We start from the raw sequence: 20623 nt of genomic DNA on the forward strand, positions 1-20623 counted from the left end.
CGCATTTCCCCAAGCCCCGTCTCGCCGGGGCTTTTTGCCGTCTCAATGCGGGGCTTGCCCTCCCGCCCCTGCCTGATGGCATAATGGCCGCAGAGCAAACGCTCCAAAAATAAAACAACGCCACGGACAGACAGACCCAAACATGCAAACAATAACGCGCAAGCGCATCGGGAGAGACTCATGTCCCAGGCCACCATCCCGGCGGACTTGGCCGAATGGCTGATTCAGCAGAATGTTCGTGACGTAGAACTGGCTTTCGCCGACGTGCACGGTTTTGCCCGCGGCAAAACCCTGCCGGCCAAGGCCTTCATCAAGGGGCAGCCGCTGCGCATCGCGCGCGCGGTGCCCATTCAAAGCTGCATAGGCGAATTCCCGGACTACCGCTTCTACGGCGAGCACGATCCGGACGTGACCCTGGTCCCGGACTTCGCCACCCTGCGCCAGGTGCCGTGGGCCAAGACCCCGCGCGCCAGCGTGATCTGCGATTGCGTCGATCACGACGGCAGCCTGACGCCGCTGGCGCCGCGCTCGGCGCTGAAAGCGGTGCTGGCGCGCTACGCGGCGCGCGGCTGGACGCCGGTGGTGGCGCCGGAGCTGGAGTTCTACATCTTCGCCGCCCACGGCGACCCGCAACAGCCCTTCCAGCCGCCCACGCTGCGCAGCGGCCGCCGCGAAGCCGGTTTCGACTCCTTCAGCTTCTCCTCGCTCAACGATCTGGAAGCCTATTTCGACGATCTGTACCGCGCCTGCGAAATGCTGGGCATCGCCACCGACACCTTCGTCCACGAGATGGGCCCCAGCCAGTTCGAAATCAATCTCAAGCACGGCGACGCGCTGGCGCTGGCCGACCAGACCTTTTTGTTCAAGACCGCGCTGAAGGAGATAGGCAACCGCCACGGCCTCAGCGTGGTGTGCATGGCCAAGCCGCTGCCGGGCCAGCCGGGCAGTTCGATGCACTTGCACCAAAGCGTGGTGGACCAGCGCGGCGACAATGTGTTCAGCCGCGCCGACGGCGAAGCCTCCGACACCTTCCACGGCTTCATCGCCGGGCTGCAGCGCTATCTGCCGGAACTGATGCCGCTGTTTTGCCCCAGCCCCAACTCCTACCGCCGCTTCGTCAAGGGCATGGCCGCGCCGGTCAACCTGAGCTGGGGCCTGGACAACCGCTCGGTGGGTCTGCGGGTGCCGGTGTCCGGCCCCGAGGGCCGCCGCGTGGAAAACCGGCTGCCGGGCTGCGACGCCAACCCCTATTTGTCGCTGGCGGCCAGCCTGGGCGCCGGCCTGCTGGGCATAGAAGGCCGCTTAGAGCCCAGCGAGCCCGCCACCGGCAATGTGTTCAAGAGCGAACGCGCCAGCCTGCCCAACACCCTGGACGCCGCCTGCGAGACGATGGCCGCGGGCGACGCCGCCGAGCGGCTGTTCGGCGCGGAGTTCAGCGCCGCCTACCTGGCGGTGAAGGAGGTGGAGCTGACCCATTACCACAGCCAGATCACGCCGTGGGAGCGCCAATACCTGGGTCTGCTGGCCTGAGAACCCGTTGACCAATGCAAACAGGCCCGCTCATGCGGGCCTGTTTTCGTTCACTCGCGCCAAGCGCCTCAGTTGCGGCTCAACAGCAAGCGCCGCGCCAGCAGTTCGATCGCCTCCTCGCGGCTGACCGGCACGCTGCCGCGGTACTGCTCGGCCACGATCCACTTCTCCACCGCGGCGCGGTCGCCGCGCGCGGCCTTGAGCAGCACGCCGAAGGCCGCGCCGGTGGAATGCTCCGGCGGCTCCACCGCGCGGATCTGGGTGTTCAAGGCGTACACCTTGTCCTCCGCGCGCGTCCGCTTGACCTGGAGCGGCGCGCGGCGCGAGTACAGCACCCATCCCAGCAAAGCCAACAAGCACGCGCCCACGATCAATAGAAAAACAAGCATTTCAAATCAAACCCTTAAACAGATGATCGAATTGTAAAACACCGCCCCGGCCCGCCGTCAACGCCTTGCGCCAGGTCAAGCCCGGTCCACGCCGGCTTGGCCTGAGTCTCCCGCCGCGTTATGCTGTCACGATAATCCCACTGTCTCACCAGCCATAAAGGACATAAGGACATGTACCAACTCATCATCGCCGCGCTGGACGGCAGCAGCAATTCGGACAAAGCGCTGCGTGAAGCCATCCGGATCGCCAAGTTCAGCAAGGCCAGCCTGACCCTGTTCCACATCGCCAGCCTGCGCGATCTGGCGGTGGAAGGCGTCGGCCTGCTCGGCACTCACGAACTGCACGATCAAGCGTTCCGCGACGGCAACCGCGTGCTGGAACAGGCGCGCAAACAGGCGGTGGAAGCCGGCGTGGAGCAGGTGCAGATTCACATGGCGGAAAGCTGGGACGGCGGCGCCGACATGGCGGAACTGCTGGTGCGCTACGCGGACAGCCACAACGCCGATCTGGTCGTGCTCGGCACCCATGGCCGCAGCGGCATCGCCCACCTGCTGTTGGGCAGCTTCGCCCAAAACCTGCTGCGCCGCGCCAACTGCCCGGTCATGGTGCTGCGCAGCGAACAAAGCGAGTTCGGCCAAGCGGAATAATACCCGCCGCGCGCGGGCCTGGCGATGCCCTCATCATAACAGGGCTTCGCCTCGCTCAGCGCTTGCGCGCGTAGATGAAGAATTCGCGGTTGCCGTCGCCGCCGGTGATCGGGCTGTCGAACCATTTCAGCAACTCGAAACCCTGCTCCCGCACCGCTTCGCTGATCTTGTCGCGCACCCGCGGATACAGGCTCTCGTCGCGGACGATGCCGCCCCTGGCCAAACCCTCGCGTCCCACCTCGAACTGCGGCTTCACCAGGCTGAGCAGATGACCGCCGGGGCGGATCAAGGGCAGCGCCGACGGCAGCACCAGGGTCAGCGAGATGAAGGACACGTCGCACACCATCAGGTCGAAGGGCAGGCCGTCGTTGGCCGCCAACAGCGCCGCGTGGTCCAAGGCCCTGGCGTTCACCCCTTCGAAATAACGGACGCGCGGATCCGTCCGCAGCCGCGAATGCAATTGATCGTGGCCCACGTCCACGCCCACCACCCGCCGCGCGCCTTGTTGCAGCAGGCAATCGCTGAAACCGCCGGTGGACTGGCCCACGTCCAGCGCCAGCGCGTCGCGCGGGTCCAGGCCGGACGACTCCAGCGCGCCCAGCATCTTCAGCCCTCCGCGCGACACGAAACGATCGGAGGGATCCGCGGCGATATCGAAACGGCAACCCGGCGCGCACTTCTGGCTGGGTTTGCTCACCGGCGCGCCGTCGCAACTGACCCGCCCGGCGGCGATCAGGTTCTGCGCCGCCGTGCGCGAAGCCGCCAGGCCCAGTTCCACCAGCAACACGTCCACTCGCGTCATCGCGCACTCCCCAAGCATCGACAAAAACCGCACAGCGTGGCAAGCGCGCCGGCCGCTGTCAAGCCAAGACCATGATCTCACCGTGCGGAGGGCCCGCCAACCGCGCTAGAATCGCTACATGCCAATCCGGCCCGCCGCCGCCCCCGGCGTCGGCAGCCTCAAGCGGAGACATGGATGGACACACATCAACTGGAAGCGCATGAAGTGCGCGTGCTGGGCGCCCTGGTGGAAAAACAGGCGCTGACCCCGGACGCCTACCCGATGACCTTGAACGGCCTGGCCTCGGCCTGCAATCAGCTGACCAGCCGCGAACCGGTGATGCAGCTGTCCGAAGCCGACATCAGCGCGGCGCTGGACAGCCTGATCGCCAAGAAGCTGGCGAGCGAGCGGCTGCCGGCCGGCAGCCGGGTGGCCAAGTACGAGCACAGGCTCAATTACGAATGGAATATCGAAGGCGCGCGGCTGGCGGCGCTGGCGCTGCTGATGCTGCGCGGGCCGCAGACCGCGGCGGAGATCCGCACCCGCTCCGGCCGCATCTACGGCTTCAGCGGCGTGGAGGAAGTGGAAACCGCCCTCAACGCGCTGGCCGACAAATACCCGCCGCTGGTGCTGAAGCTGGAACGTCAGCCCGGCGAGCGCGAGGCGCGCTGGGCCCATCTGCTCAGCGGCGAGCCGCAAGCGCTGCCGGTCTCCGGCGACAACGGCTGCGGCGTGATCGAGGTGGGCATCGCCGGCCGCGTCGCCGCGCTGGAAGCGGAAGTGGCCGCCCTCAAGACCCGGCTGCTGGAACTGGAAAACCTGCTCGCCAGCGAATGATCCGCACAAGAAATATTGGGCGGAATGCGAACTTGTTATTTAAAAAGCGGTCACTTCCCTTGTTGTCTAACTCACCCAAGAGAAGTGACCCCATGAAAACTCTGCAACTGGGCGCCGCCGCCGCGCTGCTCTCCCTGGCCGCCGCCGCCCACGCCGCCGATTACAGCTTCATCGCAGGCAAGGATTTCCAGCAATTCAGCCGCACCCCCCAAGGCCTGGGCCTGGGTCTTTCCATCGACTACCTGAACAGCGACCACAAAGGCAACGCCGGCGGCGCCGGCCTGGAGTTCGCGATTCCGCTGGGCCCGGTCACCCTGGCCGGCGGCGGCAAACTGATGGGCCTGAACCCGGACAGCGGCTCCGGCACCGCCGCCCTGCTCGGCGGCCGCGCCAACATCCAGCTGGCGCCCAAGGTCAGCCTCTACGGCCAGGCCTATTACGCCGGCGACAGCATGGCCAGCGGCAGCGTCAAGAACGTCAGCGACCTCGCCGCCGGCGTGCGCTGGAACCCGATCGGCCCGTTCACCGTGGAGGCCGGCTACCGCTACTTCGACATCGAACGCAAGGACGGCAACCGCAACCGCCGCTTGGCCGACGGCATGTACATCGGCGCCGGCTTCACTTTTTAAGCTCAGCGCCTCCGCCACGAAAAACAGCCCCGCAGTGCGGGGCTGTTTCGCATTTCAGCGCAGCCGCCCTATTCCTGCGGCTGCCGCGGCTCGAACACCGCGTAAGTCTTGCAAGCCGGCTCCAGCACCTGCCAGACGCCGACGAAGCCGGCGGGGATCACGAAATGGTCGCCCTGCGTCAACTCCACGCTGTGCCCGGCCTCGTCGCTGACCCGCACCCGGCCTTGCAGCAAGGTGCAGAACTCGTGCTCGCTGTAGCGCACTTTCCAGCGCCCCAGGCCGCCGCTCCAGATGCCGGCGTGGAACTGGCCGCTGGGGTCGGAATAATGGTTGGCCACGCTTTGCCTGCATTCGCCGGCGACGCGGCGATCCTCCGCCGCCACAAAAGACTCAACCGCCACGTCGTGGCGCTGGAACACAATGATATCGCTGGCCTGCTTCATCGCGCTGCTCTCCATTGATGTTTTAAATTTTCAACACAATGCCATGAATCGGTCAGAATATTCAACTACCTAGCGCTCCAACCGCCGCGCCGCCGGCCACATCGCCGCGCACAGCAAGGCCATGACCAGCGGCTGGTAGCAGACATGGGGCTGATAGGCCGCGCTGATCAGGCCCAGCCCGCCGGCGATCAACAGGTAGTACATCAGGCCCAGCAGCGCGCCGGCCGTGCCTTGCACTTGGCGATAATCCCTCAACGCTTCCGCCAGCAAGGGCGGAATCGCGCAGCCGAAGGCCGCCGCGATCGCCAGCTGGCAAACCAGCAACACGCCGACGGCCGCGATCGGCCAAAGGCCCGGCCAGGCGCTGAACAACTGAATCAGCGCCGCCGCCGTGGCAGCCGTCAGCGCCAGACGCGGCAAGCGTTCGCCGCCGCCGCGCGCCGCCAAGCGGCGGTTGACGAAGGCGCCGAACAGACCGCCGGCGGCCACCAGCAAGCCGCTGAGGCCGAACAGCCAGGGCGGCATGCCCAGCAATTGCAGCGTGAACGGCGCCAGCGTGTAAAAGCCGAACAGCAACAGATTGAAGCCGGCCACCAGCCATACCGTGGCCAGCACCCGCGGATCGCGCGCCATCCTGGCCGCCACCGCGCCCAACGCCGCCGGCGGCGGCAAGTCCGCCGGCCGGGTCTCGCCGGCCAGCTTGCAGGACAGCAGCAGCAACAGCGCCGCCAAGCCGCACAAGGCGGCGAACACGCCCTGGTGGCCGAAACCGGCCACCAGCAACGCGCCCAGCGGCGGGCCGAGCGCCGGCGACAACGACAAGGCGGCGCTGACGGTGGCGAACACCGCCAGCAAGGCCGGGCCCTGATAACGGTCGCGCAGCATGGTCTGCACCACCACCGAACCAGCGCTGGCGCCGAAAGCCAGCAATAGGCGGGCCAGCAACAGCACGGCGAAATCGCGGCTCAGCACGGCCAGGAGCGCGCCCGCGCCGTAGCAGGCCAAAGCGGCCAGCAGAGCCGGCCGTCGTCCGTACACGTCGGCGCAACGTCCCCAGCACACCACGCCGAAGGCGAAAGCCAGGAAGTAGACGCTCATCGTCAATTGCGCCTGGCCGGCGCTGACATGGTAAGCCAGCGCGATCTCGGTCAAGGCCGGCGCGTAAATGGTTTCGCTCAATTGCGGAAAACCCAGCAATAGAATCAGCAGCGCCAGCGGCGCCGCACGGATCGCGGATTTCATTTTTGTTCTCCTTCAAACATCGAGCACGGATTGTAGGAGAACGAAGTCCCGCCTATTATCGATGGATAGCCATGAAACATTGAGAATCGGACATAATGCCGCGCTACCAGCCCGCCACGGCCCCAGACCCGGATCAACTCGCCGACCCCATCGTGGGCATGGCGATAGACGCGCCGGCGCCGCATGATTCCGGCCTGCACCGCCACCGCCGCGCGCAACTGATGTACGCGGTCAGCGGCGTGCTGCAAATCCGCATCGGTCATACCCGCTGCGTGCTGCCGCCCACGATGGCGGCCTGGATTCCTTCGGGGCTATGGCACCAGGCCGAAACCGGCAAACCCTTCGCCTACCGCAGCCTGTACTTCGACCCGGCGGCCTATCCCGCGCTGCCGCGGCGGCCGCAGGTCATCGCCGTCAGCCCGTTGCTGCGGGAGTTGATCGTGCGGGTGGCGGAATGGCCGCTGTCGCCGCTGGAACCGGCGCAGCAAAGGCTGGTGGAGGTGTTGCTGGACGAGGCCGGCCGCGCGCCGGAGCAGGCGCTGAGTCTGCCGCTGCCGCAGGACCGGCGGCTGCTGCGCATCGCCGAGCAGCTGTTGCAGCAGCCCGGCGACGAGGCCACGCTGGAGCAACTGGCCGCGCAGGCCGGCGCCAGCGCCCGCACCGTCAACCGGCTGTTCCAGCAACAGACCGGCCTCGGCTTCAGCGCCTGGCGGCGGCAATTGAAAATGATGGAGGCCAGCCGGCTGCTGGCCGAGGGGGAAAGCGTAAGCCGGGTGGCGGCGGAACTGGGCTATGCGCAGGACAGCGCCTTCATCGCCATGTTCCGCCGCCATGCCGGGCTCACGCCCGGCCAACTCAAACGTTTACTCTGAGAATGTCCTATAGCCTGCTCAAAATCTTGCGAGCAAGAGCGAGACAAGGCGAAAACGGCTGAGAAAGCGGAATGGTCAAGTGGTACATGAGCATTTCGAAGCGGTACTCACCGTGCGGCGTCTCACGCAGCGCAGCAGATTATGAGCCGGCTCTTACCACCACAAATGGAAACGCTGCTTGGGCGGCAGATACATCTTGTCGCCCGGCTTGACGCCGAAAGCCTGGTAGAACGGTTCCATATTGCTGGTGGTGCCGATAGGCCGCCACAAGTCCGGCGTGTGCGGGTCCGACACCAGCTGCTTGAGGGTGGCCTCGTCCCGGGTTTTGCTGCGCCAGGATTGGGCGAAGGCGATGAAGAAGCGCTGGTCGCCGCTCATGCCGTCCAGCAGCGGCGCGGTCTTGCCGCCGAGCGCCAGACGATAGGCCTTGTACGCCACTTCCAGGCCGGCGTTGTCGGCGATGTTCTCGCCCAGCGTCAATTCGCCGTTGACGTAGTGGCCGGGCACCGGCTGGTAGCGACCGTATTGCTTGACCAGCTTGCGCGTGGCCGCCTTGAAGCGCGCCTTGTCGCTGGCGGTCCACCAGTTGCGCATATTGCCGTCGCCGTCGAACTGGCTGCCCTGGTCGTCGAAACCGTGACTGATTTCGTGACCTATGGTGGCGCCTATGCTGCCGTAGTTGACTGCCGGATCGAAGCCGGGATCGAAATACGGCGCCTGCAGGATGGCGGCCGGAAACACGATTTCATTATTGGCCGGGTTGTAATAGGCGTTCACCGTCTGCGGCGTCATGCTCCATTCCTTGCGGTCCACCGGCTGCCCCAGCTTGTCGGTCATATACCGGTAGTTGAAGCTTGCGATGCGCCGCACATTGCCGGCCAGATCGTCCGGCGCCAGCTGCAGGCCGCCGTAATCGCGCCACTTGTCCGGATAGCCTATCTTCAGCGTGTACTTGGACAGCTTGACGTGAGCCTGGCGCTTGGTGGCGGCGCTCATCCAGTCCAGGGTGTCGATGGACTGGTCGTAGGCCTTCAGCAGATTGCGCACCAGCTCGTCGGCCTGGCGCTTGGCTTCCGGCGTGAAGTAGCGCGCCACGTAGAGCTTGCCCAGCGCCTCGCCCAGGCCGTTTTCCACCATGCCCACGCCGCGTTTCCAGCGCGGCCGGTTCTGTTTGCGGCCTTCCAGCGTCTTGCCGTAGAAGTCGAAGTGGGCGTCGACGAAGGCCGGCGTCAGGCTGGGCGCGTAGGCGTCCAGCGTGCGCGCCAGCAGGTAGTTGCGCAGCGTGGCCGCCGGCGCGGCCCGCAGCAGCGGCGCCAGCTTGCTCAGATAGCCGGGCTGGTCCAGGTTCAGCTGTTTGGCTTCGCCCAGGCCGGCGTCGGCCAGCAGCGCCGTCCAGTCGTAGCCGGGCTGCCGGCGCGCCAGCTCGGCCAGGCTCAGCTTGTTGTAGGTTTTCTGGATGTCGCGGTTTTCGACATTGGTCCACTGGATTTTCGCCAGCCGCGTCTCGAAGGCCAGCACGTCGCGGGCGCGGCTTTGCGGCTGGTCCAGTTCCGCCAGCGCGAACAAGCGCTCCAGATAAGCCAGATAAGCCTGGCGCGCGGCGGCGAAGTCGGCGGATTTGCCCAGATAGTAGTCCTGGTCCATCGCCAGGCCGGACTGGCCGACGCCGGCCAGGTAGGCGGCGGAATCCTTGGGGTCCTGGCTGACGTAGAAGCGGAACGGCGTATCCACCGGCTGGTCCTGCAGCCGGCCCATATAGCGCACCGCCTCCGCCGCCGAGCCCAGGCCGGCCACTGTCCGCAGCGATTCGCGCAGCGGCTCCAGCCCGCGCCGGGCGACGGCGTCCTCGTCCATGAAGCTGCGGTACAAGGCGGCGATCTGCCGCGCCTCGGCGCCGGTCGCCTCGCCCTGCCCGGCCTGCTCTATCAGCTGGCGCAGCCGTTCCAGATTGCGCTCCGCCAGCACTTCCGCCACCCCGGTGGAGGAGCGCTCGGCCGGAATCGCCGCGCGCTTGAGCCAGCCTCCGTTGGCGTGCAGCGACAGATTGTCCTGCGCCCGCACCGTCGGATCGATGCCGTTCAGATCAATGCCGTAGCGTCCGTAGTCCAGCGCGGCGTCCGCCCAGGCGCCGGCCGCGCACAAGCAGGCCGCCCATGGCAGCAGTTTCCCCAACTTCATGTTTTCCCCTTTGTTTTTGTCTTAGAACGTGTTTACGCTCTCGCGAGCTAAGGCGAGACAAGACGGAAACGAGCGAAAAAGCGGAATGTACACGTGGTACATGAGCATTTTGAGCTTGTCCTCACCGTGCAACGCTTCACGACGCGCAGCAGATCGTAAACAGGTTCTTACTGCGGCGCGGCGAATCCACCCGGCCCATCAGCCGTAAAACTCGGCCCGCAGCCTCTCCGCATACGCCACCAGATTGGGCCGCGCCGCCACCAGCGTCCGCGACGCGGTCTCCCCCATCGCGTCGGTCAAGGCGCTGCTGACGAAGGCGTAGACGCTGGCGTCTATCCAGGTGGCGGCCTCGCCCATGAAATAGGGCTTGTCGCCCAGCAAGGCGGACAGCGCCGCCACGTCCGTCTCCAGCAGCCGCAGCCGCTCGGCCGCGCTGAAGCGGCCCATGCCCTGTCCTTGCAGATTGGCGCGCACCTTGCGCCGCACCAGCGTCGTCACCAGGCCGCGCAGCAAGGCCGGCACCGCCTTGAAGAACACGCTGGGACCGCGCGCGAAATTCTCGTCCACCATCCAGCGTTCATGCACGATGCCCCAGTAGAAGTGATCGCCCAACATGCAGTCCACGCTCCAGGCCAGCGCCTTCTGCTCCTCGCTGAGACCGGCGTCCAGCGTGAGGCCGTGCTTGTCCGCCAGGTGCAGGCGGATCAGCGTGGAGTCCGGCACGATCTGGCCGTCGTCGTCGATATAAGGCAGCTTGCCCTTGGGCGCCTTGCGCATGTCGCCGCGCACGCGGCGGTAGGACAGGCCGGACAGCTTCAGCAACAGGTCCGCCTTCATCACGAAGGGGCTGGGGTCCACCAAGCCCATGGCCGGGCCGAACTGATACAGGGTGATCATCAAGCGCCTCCCGCGGTCGACATGACATTGAACTTGAGCAGACTAGCACGCCGCCGGGAAGGCGCGCGAGGGGGCGGGCGCGAAAAGGGGAAGGACGCCTAATCCGCCGCGCAAACCCGCAGCCAGTCCATCACCGCCCGTACCCGCGGCGACGGCGCTTGCGACGCGCGCACCAGGTAATACGCCTGCGGCCCCAGCGGCTCGAACGGCCCCAGCGGCAGAATCAGTTCGCCGCGCTCCAACTGCCTTTGCACCAGTCGCCGCCGGCCCAGCGCCACGCCGGCATGATGCGCGGCCGCCTGCGCGCATAGGTCGGAACGGTCGAAGCTGATGCCCCGCGGCGGCAAGGCCACGTTCTGCCGCCGCGCCCACTCGCGCCATTCTGCGTCGTGCGCCGCCCGCTCCCAGGCCTGGGCGTCGTGCAGCAGCAGGCATGCGGCCAGGGCCGCCGGATTGCCGCGCAGCTTATGCCGGTCCGCGTACTCCGGGCTGCACACCGGCGCCACTTGCTCGTCCATCAGGCATTGCGCGTCCAGTCCGGGAAAATCGCCGGCTGTGTAGTACAGCGCCAGGTCTATGTTCCAGGCGCGGAAATCCACCATCTCGTTGCCGCTGCGAACGTCCAGCGCGATGCGCGGGTGGCGCTCGGCGAAATCCGCCAGCCGCGGCGCCAGCCAGCATTGCGCCAGCGACGGCCGCGCGTACAGCGCCACCGCGCCGGCCGGCTCGGCGTCGTCCCGTGGATTCAGGGCCGCCTCCAATTGCGTCTGGCCGGCCAGCCAGGCCTGGTGGATGCGCTCGCCGTCCTCGCTCAGCCTCAGGCTGCGGGTCAGCCGCAGAAACAAGCGGGTGCCCAACGCCCGTTCCAGCCGGGCGATGCGATGACTGACCGCGCTGGCGCTCAGGCACAGTTCCTCGGCGGCGCGGGCGAAGCTCAGATGCCGCGCCGCCGCCGCGAAGGTGTGCAGATTGGACCATTGCGCGCCGTCCAGCCGGACGCCGGCGCGCGGGGGAAGATTCAGCATGCCGCCATTATCGTTCACGTCGACAGCCGCCGCCGGCCTTCCGCCAGATAGGCGTCCATTTCCGCCGGCGGCACCATGCCGCCGCCGGTGCCCCATACCAGATGCGCGGCGCGCGCCAGCCGCTCCGGGCTCAAGCCCATGCGCTGGCGATAACCCTGGGATTCGCTCAGCACCCGCAGCGGGCCCGGCATGCCGGCCAGCGCCGACGGCTCCAGCCGCAATCCCTGCTCGCGCTCCAGCAAGGCCAGCAAGCGGTACAGCTCGCCGTCGTCCACCGTGTAATAACCGTCGATCAGCCGCTGCATCGCGCGGCCGACGAAGCCGGACGGACGGCCCACCGCCAGGCCGTCGGCGGCGGTCAGATTGTCGATGCTGAAGTCCTGCACCGCCACCGCGTCATGCAGCCCGGTGTAGACGCCCAGCAGCATGCAGGGCGCGTGGGTGGGTTCGGCGAACAGGCAATGCACCGCGTCGCCGAACGCCAGCTTGAGGCCGAAGGCCACCCCGCCCGGCCCGCCGCCGACGCCGCAAGGCAGGTACACCAGCAGCGGATGCTCGGCGTCCACCCGAACGCCCTGTGCCGCCAACTGACCACGCAGGCGCTCCGCCGCCACCGCGTAACCCAGGAACAGATTCTTCGAATTCTCGTCGTCGACGAAGTGACAGCGCGGGTCGGACGCCGCCTGCTTGCGGCCCTCGGCCACCGCCACGCTGTAATCGGACGGATACTCGACCACCTCGACGCCATGGCTGCGTAACAAATCCTTCTTCCATTGCCGCGCGTCCGCCGACATATGCACGCTGGCCTGGAAGCCCAGCTTGGCGCTGATGATGCCGATGGACAGACCCAGATTGCCGGTGGAGCCCACCGCCACCCGGTAGCCGCCGAAAAAGGCGCGCGCCTCGGCGCTGTCCAGCCCGGCATAATCGTCGCCCATCCGCAGCAGGCCATGACTCAGCGCCAAGTCTTCCGCGTGCTTCAGCACCTCGTAGATGCCGCCGCGCGCCTTGATGGAGCCGGAAATCGGCAGCAGATTGTCCGCCTTCAGCCACAGGCTGCCGCTCGCCTCCAGCCCAGCCTGGGCCCATAAGGCCGCGCGCATTTCCGGCAGCGGCAGCAGCGGCGATTCGATGATGCCGCCGCTGGCGGCCGCGTCCGGGAACACCCGCGCCAGATAGGGCGCGAAGCGGCGCAGCCGCGCGTCGGCGTCCTCAACGTCGGCCCGGCTCAAGCCCACGTCGGCCAACGCTTCCGCCGCCGGCGCCAGCGCCGGGTTGAACCACGCCAAGGGCCGCAAGGCCATCAAGGGCGTCAATAAGGGGTGGCTGGCCTGCCAATCGGCCACGGTCTTGCCGGCAATCGTCGCTTGCATCGCGAGCTCCAAGGAATCGAAGCCCTGATTAAACCGCGCCTCGCCGCCGCTGGCAAAAGACGATTACGCAGCCGACGGCTGACGTCAGATCAGCCATGCGAGCGCGTGGACTTGCCAGATACCGGGCCGCATCGCCTATGATGGGCGCATCATCCGCCATCAGGAGCCACCGTGCTCGCCAAAATCACCCGCCTATTCCCGCTATGGGCCGTGCTGCTGTCCGCCGTCGCCTACCGACAACCCGCCGCCTTCACCCCCTTGCTGCCACATACCGGCCTGCTGCTGGCGGTGATCATGTTCGCCATGGGGCTCACCTTGACGCTGGACGATTTCAAACGGGTGCTGAGCCGGCCGGCGCCGGTGCTGGCCGGCCTGGGCCTGCATTACCTAGTAATGCCGCTGGCGGCCTGGGCGCTGGCGCGGCTGTTCCAGATGCCGGCGCAGCTGGCCATAGGCATGATTCTGGTCGGCAGCGTCGCCAGCGGCACCGCGTCCAATGTGATCATCTATCTGTCGCGCGGCGATGTGGCGCTGTCGGTCACCATCTCTTCGCTGTCCACGCTGGTCGGAGTGTTGGCCACGCCGCTGCTGACCCGGCTGTACGTGGACGCGGCAATCAAGGTGGAAGTGGCGGCGATGCTGCTGAGCATTCTGCAGATCGTGATCCTGCCGATAGGCCTGGGCCTGCTGGCCCACCGTTTCTTCGCATCCCTGGTCCGCCGGCTGGAACCGCTGCTGCCGCTATTGTCGATGCTGGCCATCGTCGCGCTGATCGCCGCCATCGTCGCCGGCAGCAAGAACCACATCGCCACCGTGGGCGCGCTGACCATTCTGGCGGTGATGCTGCACAACGCCATCGGCCTGTTGGGCGGGTATTGGGGGGGACGCTTGCTGGGCTTCGACGAATCGGTGTGCCGCACGCTGGCGATCGAGGTAGGCATGCAGAACTCCGGCCTGGCCGCCCAGCTGGGCAAGGCCTATTTCAGCCCGCTGGCGGCGCTGCCGGGCGCGCTGTTCTCGGTCTGGCACAATATTTCCGGCTCGCTCTTGGCCGGCTATTGGCGGGACAAGCCGGTCGAGCGCCGGCATCAGGAGGCGCGGGCCGGCGCAAAACAAACGTCGTAAATTTCAGGCCAGCGTCAATGCTTACCAACGTTTGGGCGGCCGACGGCGAGTATGAAAAATACGGAGAATTTGCACCTGGTCGTCCTTGACGCGATACGGGATCAGGTAGGGGAAGCCCTCCAACACCAGCTCACGCGTGCCGGGCACTCGTCCAGGCCGGCCAGTTGAGGGGAAATCCATCAGATGGTTGGTTGCGACCCTGACCGCTTTCACCAAAGCGACGGCCGCTGCGGGGTTTTCCTCGGCGAGATACTCAGTCTCTTGCTGAAGGTTTTGCAGCGCGCTCCGCAACCAGACGAGCCGCACTTATGCTCCGTGCTTGGCGAAGAATGCCCCCACTTCGTCGGAAGAGGCGAAATCTCCGGCATCCGCCTCCTTCAGTCCCTCCTCTATGGCCTGTACTTGCCAAGCCTCACGCTCCAGATAATCGCCTATGGCTTCCGCCACCAGGAAGGATTTGCTGCGCCCGGTAGCGTGCGCCAAGGCTTCGAGTTGCTGGGCAAGCTCATCGGCCACCCGCACGGACATGACGCTCATGGCTGTTCCTCCAGAAACCACGATGTATACACAGCATACAGGGTAAGACCCCGGCTTGCCGCACTGCGTGGAAAATCAGACGTCAAGCCGCCAATGCCCGCTCTTGCCGCCCTCTTTCTCCAGCAGCCGCACGCCGTCGATGACCATGCCGCGGTCCACCGCCTTGCACATATCGTAAATGGTCAGCAGGCCGACGTTGGCGGCGGTCAGCGCCTCCATTTCCACCCCGGTCTGGCCGCTGCATTCGGCGGTGACTTCGATGCGCACCGCGCTGTCGGCCTCCAGCAGCTCGAACTCCACCGCCACGCGGGTCAACGCGATCGGGTGGCAGAGCGGGATCAGATCCGCGGCCTTCTTGGACGCCATGATGGCGGCGATGCGGGCGATGCCCAGCACGTCGCCTTTTTTATGGCCGCCGCCCTTCACCAGCGCGAAGGTGGCGGGCAGCATGCGGATGCGGCCTTCCGCCACCGCGCGGCGGCGGGTGTGGGCCTTGGCGCCGACGTCGACCATATGGGCCTGGCCGCCGGCATCGAAATGAGTCAATTTGGACATGGGTTCATTACTCCTCCGGCCCGCTTGGAACCTGTTCGAAGTCTGCTGCGCTTCGTGAAACGTTGCACGGTGAGTACCAGCTCAAAATGCTCATGTACCCCTCGTACATTCCGCTTTTTCGCTAGTTTTCGCCTTGTCTCGCCCTTGCTCGCAAGACCTTGAACAGGCCCTTAGGACAGCAGCCGGTAAATCAGCCAGAAGACGCTGACCAGCACCACCAGGCCGCCGCTCCAGCGGACGATGCGGCCGAGGTAGCGCAGGTAGAGCGGATTGCGGGTCAACAGATAACAGACGCCTGCCCAGCCCAGCAGCAGGATGGTGACGAGCAGCCACAGGCGCCAGAAGCCGAACACCGCTTAGGCCACCTCCGGCAGCCGGTGGAAGCTGGACGGCGCGTCCAGCGGGTCGTCGTAGCTGACGTATTCCCAGGCGTCCGGCGTCTCCAGCAGCTTGCGCAGCAGCTTGTTGTTCATCGCGTGGCCGGACTTGTGGCCGGAGAAGGCGGCGATCAGCGGATGACCGATGATGTAGAGGTCGCCGATGGCGTCCAGGATCTTGTGGCGGACGAACTCGTCCGGGAAGCGCAGGCCTTCCGGATTCAGCACGTATTCGTCGTCGATGACGATGGCGTTGTCCAGGCTGCCGCCGCGGCCCAGGCCGTGGTTGCGCATGTATTCCACCTCGTGCATGAAGCCGAAGGTGCGCGCGCGGCTGATCTCGTCGGTATAGGAATGCCGCGCGAAGTCCACCGCCACGGTTTGCGGCGCCAGATTGAAGGCGGGATGGTTGAAGTCGATGGACAGGGTGACCTTGAAACCATCGTGCGGCTCCAGCTTCACCCACACGCCGCGCTCTTCCACTTCCACCGTTTTGGTGACGCGGATGAAGCGCTTCCTGGCGTGCTGCTCGGCCACGCCCGCGGTCTGCAGCAGGTAAATGAAAGGGGCGGCGGATCCGTCCATGATGGGGATTTCCGCCGCCGTGACCTCAATCACGAGGTTGTCGATGCCAAAGCCCGCCAGGGCCGACATCAAATGCTCGATCGTGCCGACACGCACGCCGGCGTCAGTCACCAGCGTGGAGGAGAGTCGCGTGTCGTTGACGAGCGATGGATCCGCTTTCACCTCCACCGGCTCGGGCAAGTCGGTGCGGCGAAAGACGATCCCGGTGTCGGGCGCAGCCGGCAGCAGGGTGAGCTTCACCCGCTCGCCGGAGTGCAAACCCACACCCGTGGCGCTTATCGCTTGTTTCAGCGTGCGCTGCAATATCATGTCGGGCTTCTCAAACAGATGGGAATGCCCGATTCTAGCACAGTCAAAAACCGCACTTTATTGATTGATTTGCAGTATTAAATAGCTTTCTTCTATAGCGGCTCCGCCTCAGTCCGCCTGCTTGCGCAGGAAGGCCGGGATGTCGTAGCTTTCGCTCACTTCCGGGTTGGAGAAGTCCATGGACGGCGCCGCGCGGCGACGGCCCTGGCGCATGATGGCCGGGGTGTCGAAGTCGTCGTAGCTGACCACTTCCACCGCGCGGTCGTCGGTGCCGGTCTTGACGATCTTGATGTATTCCGGACGCTCCTCGGTGTTGCGCGCGGTTTTCTTCTGGCCCAGGCCGGTGGCGATCAAGGTCACGCGGATGGTGTCTTCCGGCATGTCTTCCACTTCGGCGGTGCCGAACTTGATCTGCGCGTCTTCGTCCGCGTACTGGCGCACGATGCCCATGATTTCGCGGTACTCGCTCATCTTCAGGCAACCCGGCGCGGTGGAGATGTTGACCAGCACGCCGCGCGCGCCTTCCAGGGTGATGTTGTCCAGCAGCGGGCTGGCCACGGCCTGTTCGGCGGCCACGCGGGCGCGGTCGATGCCGGAGGCGTAGGCGGAACCCATCATCGCCAGGCCCATTTCGCACATCACGGTGCGCACGTCGGCGAAGTCGACGTTGATCAGGCCCGGGCAAGTGATCACTTCGGCGATGCCGGCCACCGCGCCCTTGAGCACGTCGTCGGCGGCGCGGAAGGCTTCGCGCATGGTCACGTCGTCGCCCAGCACTTCCATCAGTTTTTCATTGGGGATCACGATCAGCGAATCGACGTGCTTTTTCAGATCCTCGATGCCGTTCTGCGCCACTTTCATGCGCTTGCCTTCGTGCTCGAACGGACGGGTGACCACGCCCACGGTCAGGATGCCCATTTCCTTGGCCACTTCGGCCACCACCGGCGCCGCGCCGGTGCCGGTGCCGCCGCCCATGCCGGCGGTGACGAACACCATATTGGAGCCGCGCAGCATCTCGGCGATGCGCTCGCGGTCTTCCAGCGCCGCGCTGCGGCCCACTTCCGGATTGGCGCCCGCGCCCAGGCCGCGAGTCAGGTTGTTGCCCAACTGCAGCTTCTGCGGCGACTTGTTGCGCAGCAGCGACTGAGCGTCGGTGTTGGCGCAGATGAATTCCACGCCGTGGACATTGCCGTCGATCATATTGTCGATGGCGTTGCAACCGCCGCCGCCAACGCCGATGACTTTGATGATCGCCACATTGGCGGTTTCTTGCATAACTTCAAAGACCATTCCGCTCATTTTCCTCTCCTCAATAAAGATGAGCTAACTACCCGTTACATCTGCCCGATCGCTATCGTGGCCAGCGAGTGCGCCGGCCGCGTAGCGCTTAGAAATTGCCAGCGAACCACGCCTTCATGCGCGTGAACATCTGGCCTACACCCGCCGTCTCCACCTTGGGGCCGGCATGCGTTTGAATCTGATCCTTGCCGTACAACAGCAGGCCGACGCCGGTGGAGAAGCGCGGGGTCTTCACCACTTCCGCCAGGCCGCCCACATACTTGGGCACGCCGACGCGCACCGGCATGTGGAACACTTCTTCCGCCAGCTCCACCATGCCCGGCATCAGGCTGGCGCCGCCGGTCAGCACGATGCCGGAGGACAGCAGGTCCTCGAAGCCGCTGCGGCGCAATTCCTGCTGCACCAGCTGGAACAGCTCTTCCACCCGCGGCTCCACCACTTCGGCCAGCGTGGCGCGCGACATCTGCCGCGGCCCGCGCTCGCCCACGCCCGGCACTTCTATCATCTGGCTGGGGTCGGCCATCGCCACCAGCGCCACCGCGTGCTGGATCTTGATGTCCTCGGCCTCCTTGGTCGGGGTGCGCAAGGCCATGGCGATGTCGTTGGTGATCTGGTCGCCGGCGATCGGAATCACCGCGGTGTGACGAATCGCGCCGTTGGCGTACACCGCGATGTCGGTGGTGCCGCCGCCGATGTCGATCAGGCACACGCCCAGGTCTTTTTCGTCTTCCGACAGCACCGCGATGGCGGAGGCCATCGGCTGCAGCACCAGGTCGGACACTTCCAGACCGCAGCGGCGCACGCACTTGGTCACGTTCTGGGCGGCGGACACCGCGCCGGTGACGATGTGCACCTTGGCCTCCAGCCGCACGCCGCTCATGCCCAGCGGTTCGCGCACGCCTTCCTGGCCGTCGATGCTGTATTCCTGAGTCAGGATGTGCAGCACCTGATGGTCGGGCGGGATGGTCACCGCGCGCGCGGTTTCAATCACGCGGTCGATGTCCATCTTGGTGACTTCGCGATCCTTGATCGCCACCATGCCGTGCGAGTTCACGCTCTTGATGTGGCTGCCGGCGATGCCGGCGAACACTTCGTGAATCTTGCAGTCGGCCATCAGCTCGGCCTCTTCCAGCGCGCGCTGGATCGCCTGCACCGTGGATTCGATGTTCACCACCATGCCGCGCTTCAAACCGCGCGACGGGGTGTGGCCCATGCCGACGATATTGAGTTGGCCGTCCTCCAGGACTTCTGCGACGATCGCCACGATCTTGGATGTGCCGATGTCGAGGCCAACCAGCATGTTCTTGCTTTCCTTTGGTTTGCTCACCTGTCGCTCCAACTGCTAATTACTTGTTTCCCTTGGCCGGCGGCGCCTTGTAATCGGGCATCCGCACGGCGAATCCATTCGGGTAGCGCATATCCACGTATTCCACGTGGTATGGCAACGCCGCCAATTTGCTCTTCCAGTACTGGGCGAAGCGGCGGGCGCGCGGACTCACGTCGTTGCGTCCCAGCTCCAGCTGCACCTGGTTGTCCAGCCCCACTTTCCAGGCGCGGCGGCTGGACAGCCACAGCGCCGCGGGCTTGACGCCCGCCGGAGCCAGATCCTGGCGCAGCCCGCCCAGCATTTCGCTCATGTCCTTCTCTGCCCCCGCCGGCCCGTAAAACACCGGCAGGTCCTGGTCGCTGGCGGCGTCGAACCGCTCTCCTCGGGTATTGACCAGGCCGTTCTCTCCCCAGCGCGCAAGCGCCACATGCTCTTCCACCGAAATATCCAGCGCGTCCGGCCAGCGCCGCCGCACCTGGGCATCCCGCACCCACGGCAATTTGCCGAAGGCCGCCCGCGTCTTGTCGATGTCCAGCGTGAAGAAGGTGCCGGACAGCTCGTGCTCGGCAATGAACTTCAGCTGTTCCGGCGTCACCCGTTTCATGTCGCCGCGAATCTGGATCTTCTTCACCGGAAACACCGGCGCGTGCGTCAACCAGAACCCTCCTGCATACAGCAACATCAGCGCTGTGGCGGCCAGCATCAGATTGGCCAGGCCTCTTAGCAGCCGATGGTTATCCCACATGCACCATATCCAGCACCTTGAGGCACAAATCCTCGTAACTGATGCCCATCGCCCGCGCCGCCATCGGCACCAGGCTGTGGCTGGTCATGCCCGGATTGGTGTTGGCTTCCAGCAGGTAAATGCCGCCGGCCTCGTCCATCAGGAAATCCACCCGGCCCCAGCCGCGGCCGCCCAGCACGCGGAAGGCCGCCAGCGACAGTTCGCGCGCGCGCCGCTCCAGCTCTTCGCTCAGGCCGGACGGGCAGCGGTAGACGGTGTCGTCGCGGAAATACTTGGCGTCGTAGTCGTAGAACTCGGTCGCCGGCTCGATCTTGATGGTCGGATAGGCGGTGTCGCCTATCACCGCGCAGGTGTATTCGCCGCCGCCGATGAAACGCTCGGCGATCACGATGCTGTCGTACTTGCGCGCTTCTTCGAACGCCGCCTTCAATTCGCCCGGCTGCTTGACCTTGGTCACGCCTATGCTGGAGCCCTCGGTGGCCGGCTTGACGAAGATGGGCAGGTCCAGCTTGGCTTCCACCGCGGCGAAGTCGCTGTTCTCGTCCAGCAGCTCGAATTCCGGGATAGGCAGGCCGGCGCCCTGCCACAGCAGCTTGGTGCGCCATTTGTCCATGCAGATCGCCGACGCCATCACGCCGCAGCCGGTATAGGGCAGGCCCATGCTTTCCAGCACGCCCTGCAAGGTGCCGTCTTCGCCGAAGGGGCCGTGCAGGATGTTGAACACGCGGTCGAAGCCTTCTTCCTTCAGCGCCGTCAGCGGCTGTTCCGACGGGTCGAATTTGTGCGCGTCCACGCCGCGGGACTGCAGGGCCTTGAGCACGCCGGCGCCGCTCATCAGCGACACTTCGCGCTCGGAGGAACTGCCGCCCATCATCACCGCCACCTTGCCGTACTGCTTCATTGCCTTGTCCTTGTCATTC

The 20623-nt window shown here is 65.8% G+C and carries 23 protein-coding genes; 6 read left to right on the forward strand and 17 right to left on the reverse strand.

The genetic code is table 11. The features are described from left to right. Nucleotides 1-180 precede the first annotated feature (180 nt). Entirely contained in the window at nt 181-1530 is a 1350-nt protein-coding gene (locus VK98_RS08080) for a glutamine synthetase family protein (RefSeq protein ID WP_048413548.1), read from the forward strand. A gap of 68 nt (nt 1531-1598) precedes the next feature. On the opposite strand, the gene VK98_RS08085 is transcribed toward VK98_RS08080, so the two are convergent. After that, nucleotides 1599-1919, reverse strand: coding sequence for a hypothetical protein (locus VK98_RS08085; RefSeq protein ID WP_048413549.1), 321 nt, complete (start codon nt 1917-1919; stop codon nt 1599-1601). Between the two features lie 171 nt (nt 1920-2090). Between VK98_RS08085 and VK98_RS08090 the strand changes: the two genes are divergently transcribed. After that, nucleotides 2091-2567, forward strand: a complete 477-nt coding sequence (locus VK98_RS08090) for a universal stress protein (RefSeq protein WP_048413550.1) — start codon at nt 2091-2093, stop codon at nt 2565-2567. Between the two features lie 55 nt (nt 2568-2622). On the opposite strand, the gene VK98_RS08095 is transcribed toward VK98_RS08090, so the two are convergent. Further along, complete coding sequence (locus tag VK98_RS08095) at nt 2623-3369, reverse strand: TlyA family RNA methyltransferase (RefSeq protein WP_048413551.1); 747 nt, start codon at nt 3367-3369, stop codon at nt 2623-2625. Between the two features lie 174 nt (nt 3370-3543). Here VK98_RS08095 and VK98_RS08100 point away from each other — a divergent pair, with 174 nt between their 5' ends. Continuing rightward, nucleotides 3544-4185: a YceH family protein gene (locus VK98_RS08100; RefSeq protein ID WP_048413552.1), complete on the forward strand. Its 642-nt coding sequence runs from the start codon at nt 3544-3546 to the stop codon at nt 4183-4185. 92 nt (nt 4186-4277) lie between these two features. Next, entirely contained in the window at nt 4278-4814 is a 537-nt protein-coding gene (locus tag VK98_RS08105) for a YfaZ family outer membrane protein (protein ID WP_048413553.1), read from the forward strand. Between the two features lie 68 nt (nt 4815-4882). Here VK98_RS08105 and VK98_RS08110 read toward each other — a convergent pair whose 3' ends face one another. Beyond that, nucleotides 4883-5257, reverse strand: a complete 375-nt coding sequence (locus tag VK98_RS08110) for a cupin domain-containing protein (RefSeq protein WP_048413680.1) — start codon at nt 5255-5257, stop codon at nt 4883-4885. Nucleotides 5258-5326: 69 nt separating this feature from the next. Then, nucleotides 5327-6499: an MFS transporter gene (locus VK98_RS08115; RefSeq protein WP_048413554.1), complete on the reverse strand. Its 1173-nt coding sequence runs from the start codon at nt 6497-6499 to the stop codon at nt 5327-5329. 95 nt (nt 6500-6594) lie between these two features. Here VK98_RS08115 and VK98_RS08120 point away from each other — a divergent pair, with 95 nt between their 5' ends. Then, nucleotides 6595-7371: a helix-turn-helix domain-containing protein gene (locus tag VK98_RS08120; RefSeq protein WP_048413555.1), complete on the forward strand. Its 777-nt coding sequence runs from the start codon at nt 6595-6597 to the stop codon at nt 7369-7371. Between the two features lie 153 nt (nt 7372-7524). Here the strand turns inward: VK98_RS08120 and VK98_RS08125 are convergent, their stop codons facing one another. The 4 genes from VK98_RS08125 to dsdA all read right to left on the reverse strand — a co-directional run bounded on the left by VK98_RS08125 (nt 7525) and on the right by dsdA (nt 12844). Beyond that, entirely contained in the window at nt 7525-9549 is a 2025-nt protein-coding gene (locus VK98_RS08125) for a M13 family metallopeptidase (RefSeq protein WP_231589230.1), read from the reverse strand. Nucleotides 9550-9747: 198 nt separating this feature from the next. Continuing rightward, a complete protein-coding gene (locus VK98_RS08130) occupies nt 9748-10446 on the reverse strand; it encodes a glutathione S-transferase family protein (protein WP_048413556.1) in 699 nt (232 codons plus the stop codon). 98 nt (nt 10447-10544) lie between these two features. After that, complete coding sequence (gene dsdC / locus VK98_RS08135; protein WP_048413682.1) at nt 10545-11471, reverse strand: DNA-binding transcriptional regulator DsdC; 927 nt, start codon at nt 11469-11471, stop codon at nt 10545-10547. Nucleotides 11472-11485: 14 nt separating this feature from the next. Beyond that, complete coding sequence (dsdA, locus tag VK98_RS08140; RefSeq protein WP_048413557.1) at nt 11486-12844, reverse strand: D-serine ammonia-lyase; 1359 nt, start codon at nt 12842-12844, stop codon at nt 11486-11488. A gap of 171 nt (nt 12845-13015) precedes the next feature. Here dsdA and VK98_RS08145 point away from each other — a divergent pair, with 171 nt between their 5' ends. Further along, on the forward strand, nt 13016-13969 hold the full coding sequence (locus VK98_RS08145) for a bile acid:sodium symporter family protein (protein ID WP_048413558.1): 954 nt from the start codon (nt 13016-13018) through the stop codon (nt 13967-13969). A gap of 21 nt (nt 13970-13990) precedes the next feature. On the opposite strand, the gene VK98_RS08150 is transcribed toward VK98_RS08145, so the two are convergent. From VK98_RS08150 to VK98_RS08190, 9 genes are all read right to left on the reverse strand, one after another. After that, complete coding sequence (locus VK98_RS08150) at nt 13991-14275, reverse strand: type II toxin-antitoxin system RelE/ParE family toxin (RefSeq protein ID WP_048413559.1); 285 nt, start codon at nt 14273-14275, stop codon at nt 13991-13993. After that, nucleotides 14276-14506 (reverse strand): CopG family ribbon-helix-helix protein, encoded by a 231-nt coding sequence (locus VK98_RS08155; RefSeq protein WP_048413560.1) that lies wholly within the window; start codon nt 14504-14506, stop codon nt 14276-14278. It abuts the gene before it with no gap. A 75-nt stretch (nt 14507-14581) separates the two neighbouring features. After that, nucleotides 14582-15061, reverse strand: coding sequence for a cyclic pyranopterin monophosphate synthase MoaC (moaC, locus tag VK98_RS08160; RefSeq protein ID WP_048413561.1), 480 nt, complete (start codon nt 15059-15061; stop codon nt 14582-14584). A 170-nt stretch (nt 15062-15231) separates the two neighbouring features. Beyond that, nucleotides 15232-15414 (reverse strand): hypothetical protein, encoded by a 183-nt coding sequence (locus VK98_RS08165; RefSeq protein ID WP_048413562.1) that lies wholly within the window; start codon nt 15412-15414, stop codon nt 15232-15234. A gap of 3 nt (nt 15415-15417) precedes the next feature. Continuing rightward, nucleotides 15418-16329, reverse strand: a complete 912-nt coding sequence (lpxC, locus tag VK98_RS08170; protein ID WP_048413683.1) for a UDP-3-O-acyl-N-acetylglucosamine deacetylase — start codon at nt 16327-16329, stop codon at nt 15418-15420. A gap of 111 nt (nt 16330-16440) precedes the next feature. Then, the gene (ftsZ, locus tag VK98_RS08175; protein WP_048413563.1) at nt 16441-17631 is read right to left on the reverse strand and encodes a cell division protein FtsZ; all 1191 of its coding nucleotides are present in this window, start codon (nt 17629-17631) and stop codon (nt 16441-16443) included. An 88-nt stretch (nt 17632-17719) separates the two neighbouring features. Beyond that, the gene (gene ftsA, locus VK98_RS08180; RefSeq protein WP_197081372.1) at nt 17720-18931 is read right to left on the reverse strand and encodes a cell division protein FtsA; all 1212 of its coding nucleotides are present in this window, start codon (nt 18929-18931) and stop codon (nt 17720-17722) included. Between the two features lie 46 nt (nt 18932-18977). Continuing rightward, nucleotides 18978-19703, reverse strand: coding sequence for a cell division protein FtsQ/DivIB (locus VK98_RS08185; protein ID WP_048413564.1), 726 nt, complete (start codon nt 19701-19703; stop codon nt 18978-18980). After that, nucleotides 19693-20604: a D-alanine--D-alanine ligase gene (locus VK98_RS08190; RefSeq protein WP_048413684.1), complete on the reverse strand. Its 912-nt coding sequence runs from the start codon at nt 20602-20604 to the stop codon at nt 19693-19695. The genes VK98_RS08185 and VK98_RS08190 overlap by 11 nt, the downstream gene beginning before the upstream one ends. Between the last annotated feature and the right edge of the window lie 19 nt (nt 20605-20623).

The sequence above is a fragment of the Chromobacterium sp. LK11 genome, from assembly GCF_001043705.1.
Classification (GTDB): Bacteria; Pseudomonadota; Gammaproteobacteria; order Burkholderiales; family Chromobacteriaceae; genus Chromobacterium; species Chromobacterium alkanivorans.

Bases quoted from the DNA above. Each gene is read 5' to 3' on its own strand.
- VK98_RS08080 (WP_048413548.1), top strand. From the start codon at position 181: ATGTCCCAGGCCACCATCCCGGCGGACTTGGCCGAATGGCTGATTCAG.
- VK98_RS08085 (WP_048413549.1), bottom strand. From the start codon at position 1,919: ATGCTTGTTTTTCTATTGATCGTGGGCGCGTGCTTGTTGGCTTTGCTG.
- VK98_RS08090 (WP_048413550.1), top strand. From the start codon at position 2,091: ATGTACCAACTCATCATCGCCGCGCTGGACGGCAGCAGCAATTCGGAC.
- VK98_RS08095 (WP_048413551.1), bottom strand. From the start codon at position 3,369: ATGACGCGAGTGGACGTGTTGCTGGTGGAACTGGGCCTGGCGGCTTCG.
- VK98_RS08100 (WP_048413552.1), top strand. From the start codon at position 3,544: ATGGACACACATCAACTGGAAGCGCATGAAGTGCGCGTGCTGGGCGCC.
- VK98_RS08105 (WP_048413553.1), top strand. From the start codon at position 4,278: ATGAAAACTCTGCAACTGGGCGCCGCCGCCGCGCTGCTCTCCCTGGCC.
- VK98_RS08110 (WP_048413680.1), bottom strand. From the start codon at position 5,257: ATGAAGCAGGCCAGCGATATCATTGTGTTCCAGCGCCACGACGTGGCG.
- VK98_RS08115 (WP_048413554.1), bottom strand. From the start codon at position 6,499: ATGAAATCCGCGATCCGTGCGGCGCCGCTGGCGCTGCTGATTCTATTG.
- VK98_RS08120 (WP_048413555.1), top strand. From the start codon at position 6,595: ATGCCGCGCTACCAGCCCGCCACGGCCCCAGACCCGGATCAACTCGCC.
- VK98_RS08125 (WP_231589230.1), bottom strand. From the start codon at position 9,549: ATGAAGTTGGGGAAACTGCTGCCATGGGCGGCCTGCTTGTGCGCGGCC.
- VK98_RS08130 (WP_048413556.1), bottom strand. From the start codon at position 10,446: ATGATCACCCTGTATCAGTTCGGCCCGGCCATGGGCTTGGTGGACCCC.
- dsdC (WP_048413682.1), bottom strand. From the start codon at position 11,471: ATGCTGAATCTTCCCCCGCGCGCCGGCGTCCGGCTGGACGGCGCGCAA.
- dsdA (WP_048413557.1), bottom strand. From the start codon at position 12,844: ATGCAAGCGACGATTGCCGGCAAGACCGTGGCCGATTGGCAGGCCAGC.
- VK98_RS08155 (WP_048413560.1), bottom strand. From the start codon at position 14,506: ATGAGCGTCATGTCCGTGCGGGTGGCCGATGAGCTTGCCCAGCAACTC.
- moaC (WP_048413561.1), bottom strand. From the start codon at position 15,061: ATGTCCAAATTGACTCATTTCGATGCCGGCGGCCAGGCCCATATGGTC.
- ftsZ (WP_048413563.1), bottom strand. From the start codon at position 17,631: ATGAGCGGAATGGTCTTTGAAGTTATGCAAGAAACCGCCAATGTGGCG.
- ftsA (WP_197081372.1), bottom strand. From the start codon at position 18,931: ATGCTGGTTGGCCTCGACATCGGCACATCCAAGATCGTGGCGATCGTC.
- VK98_RS08185 (WP_048413564.1), bottom strand. From the start codon at position 19,703: ATGTGGGATAACCATCGGCTGCTAAGAGGCCTGGCCAATCTGATGCTG.
- VK98_RS08190 (WP_048413684.1), bottom strand. From the start codon at position 20,604: ATGAAGCAGTACGGCAAGGTGGCGGTGATGATGGGCGGCAGTTCCTCC.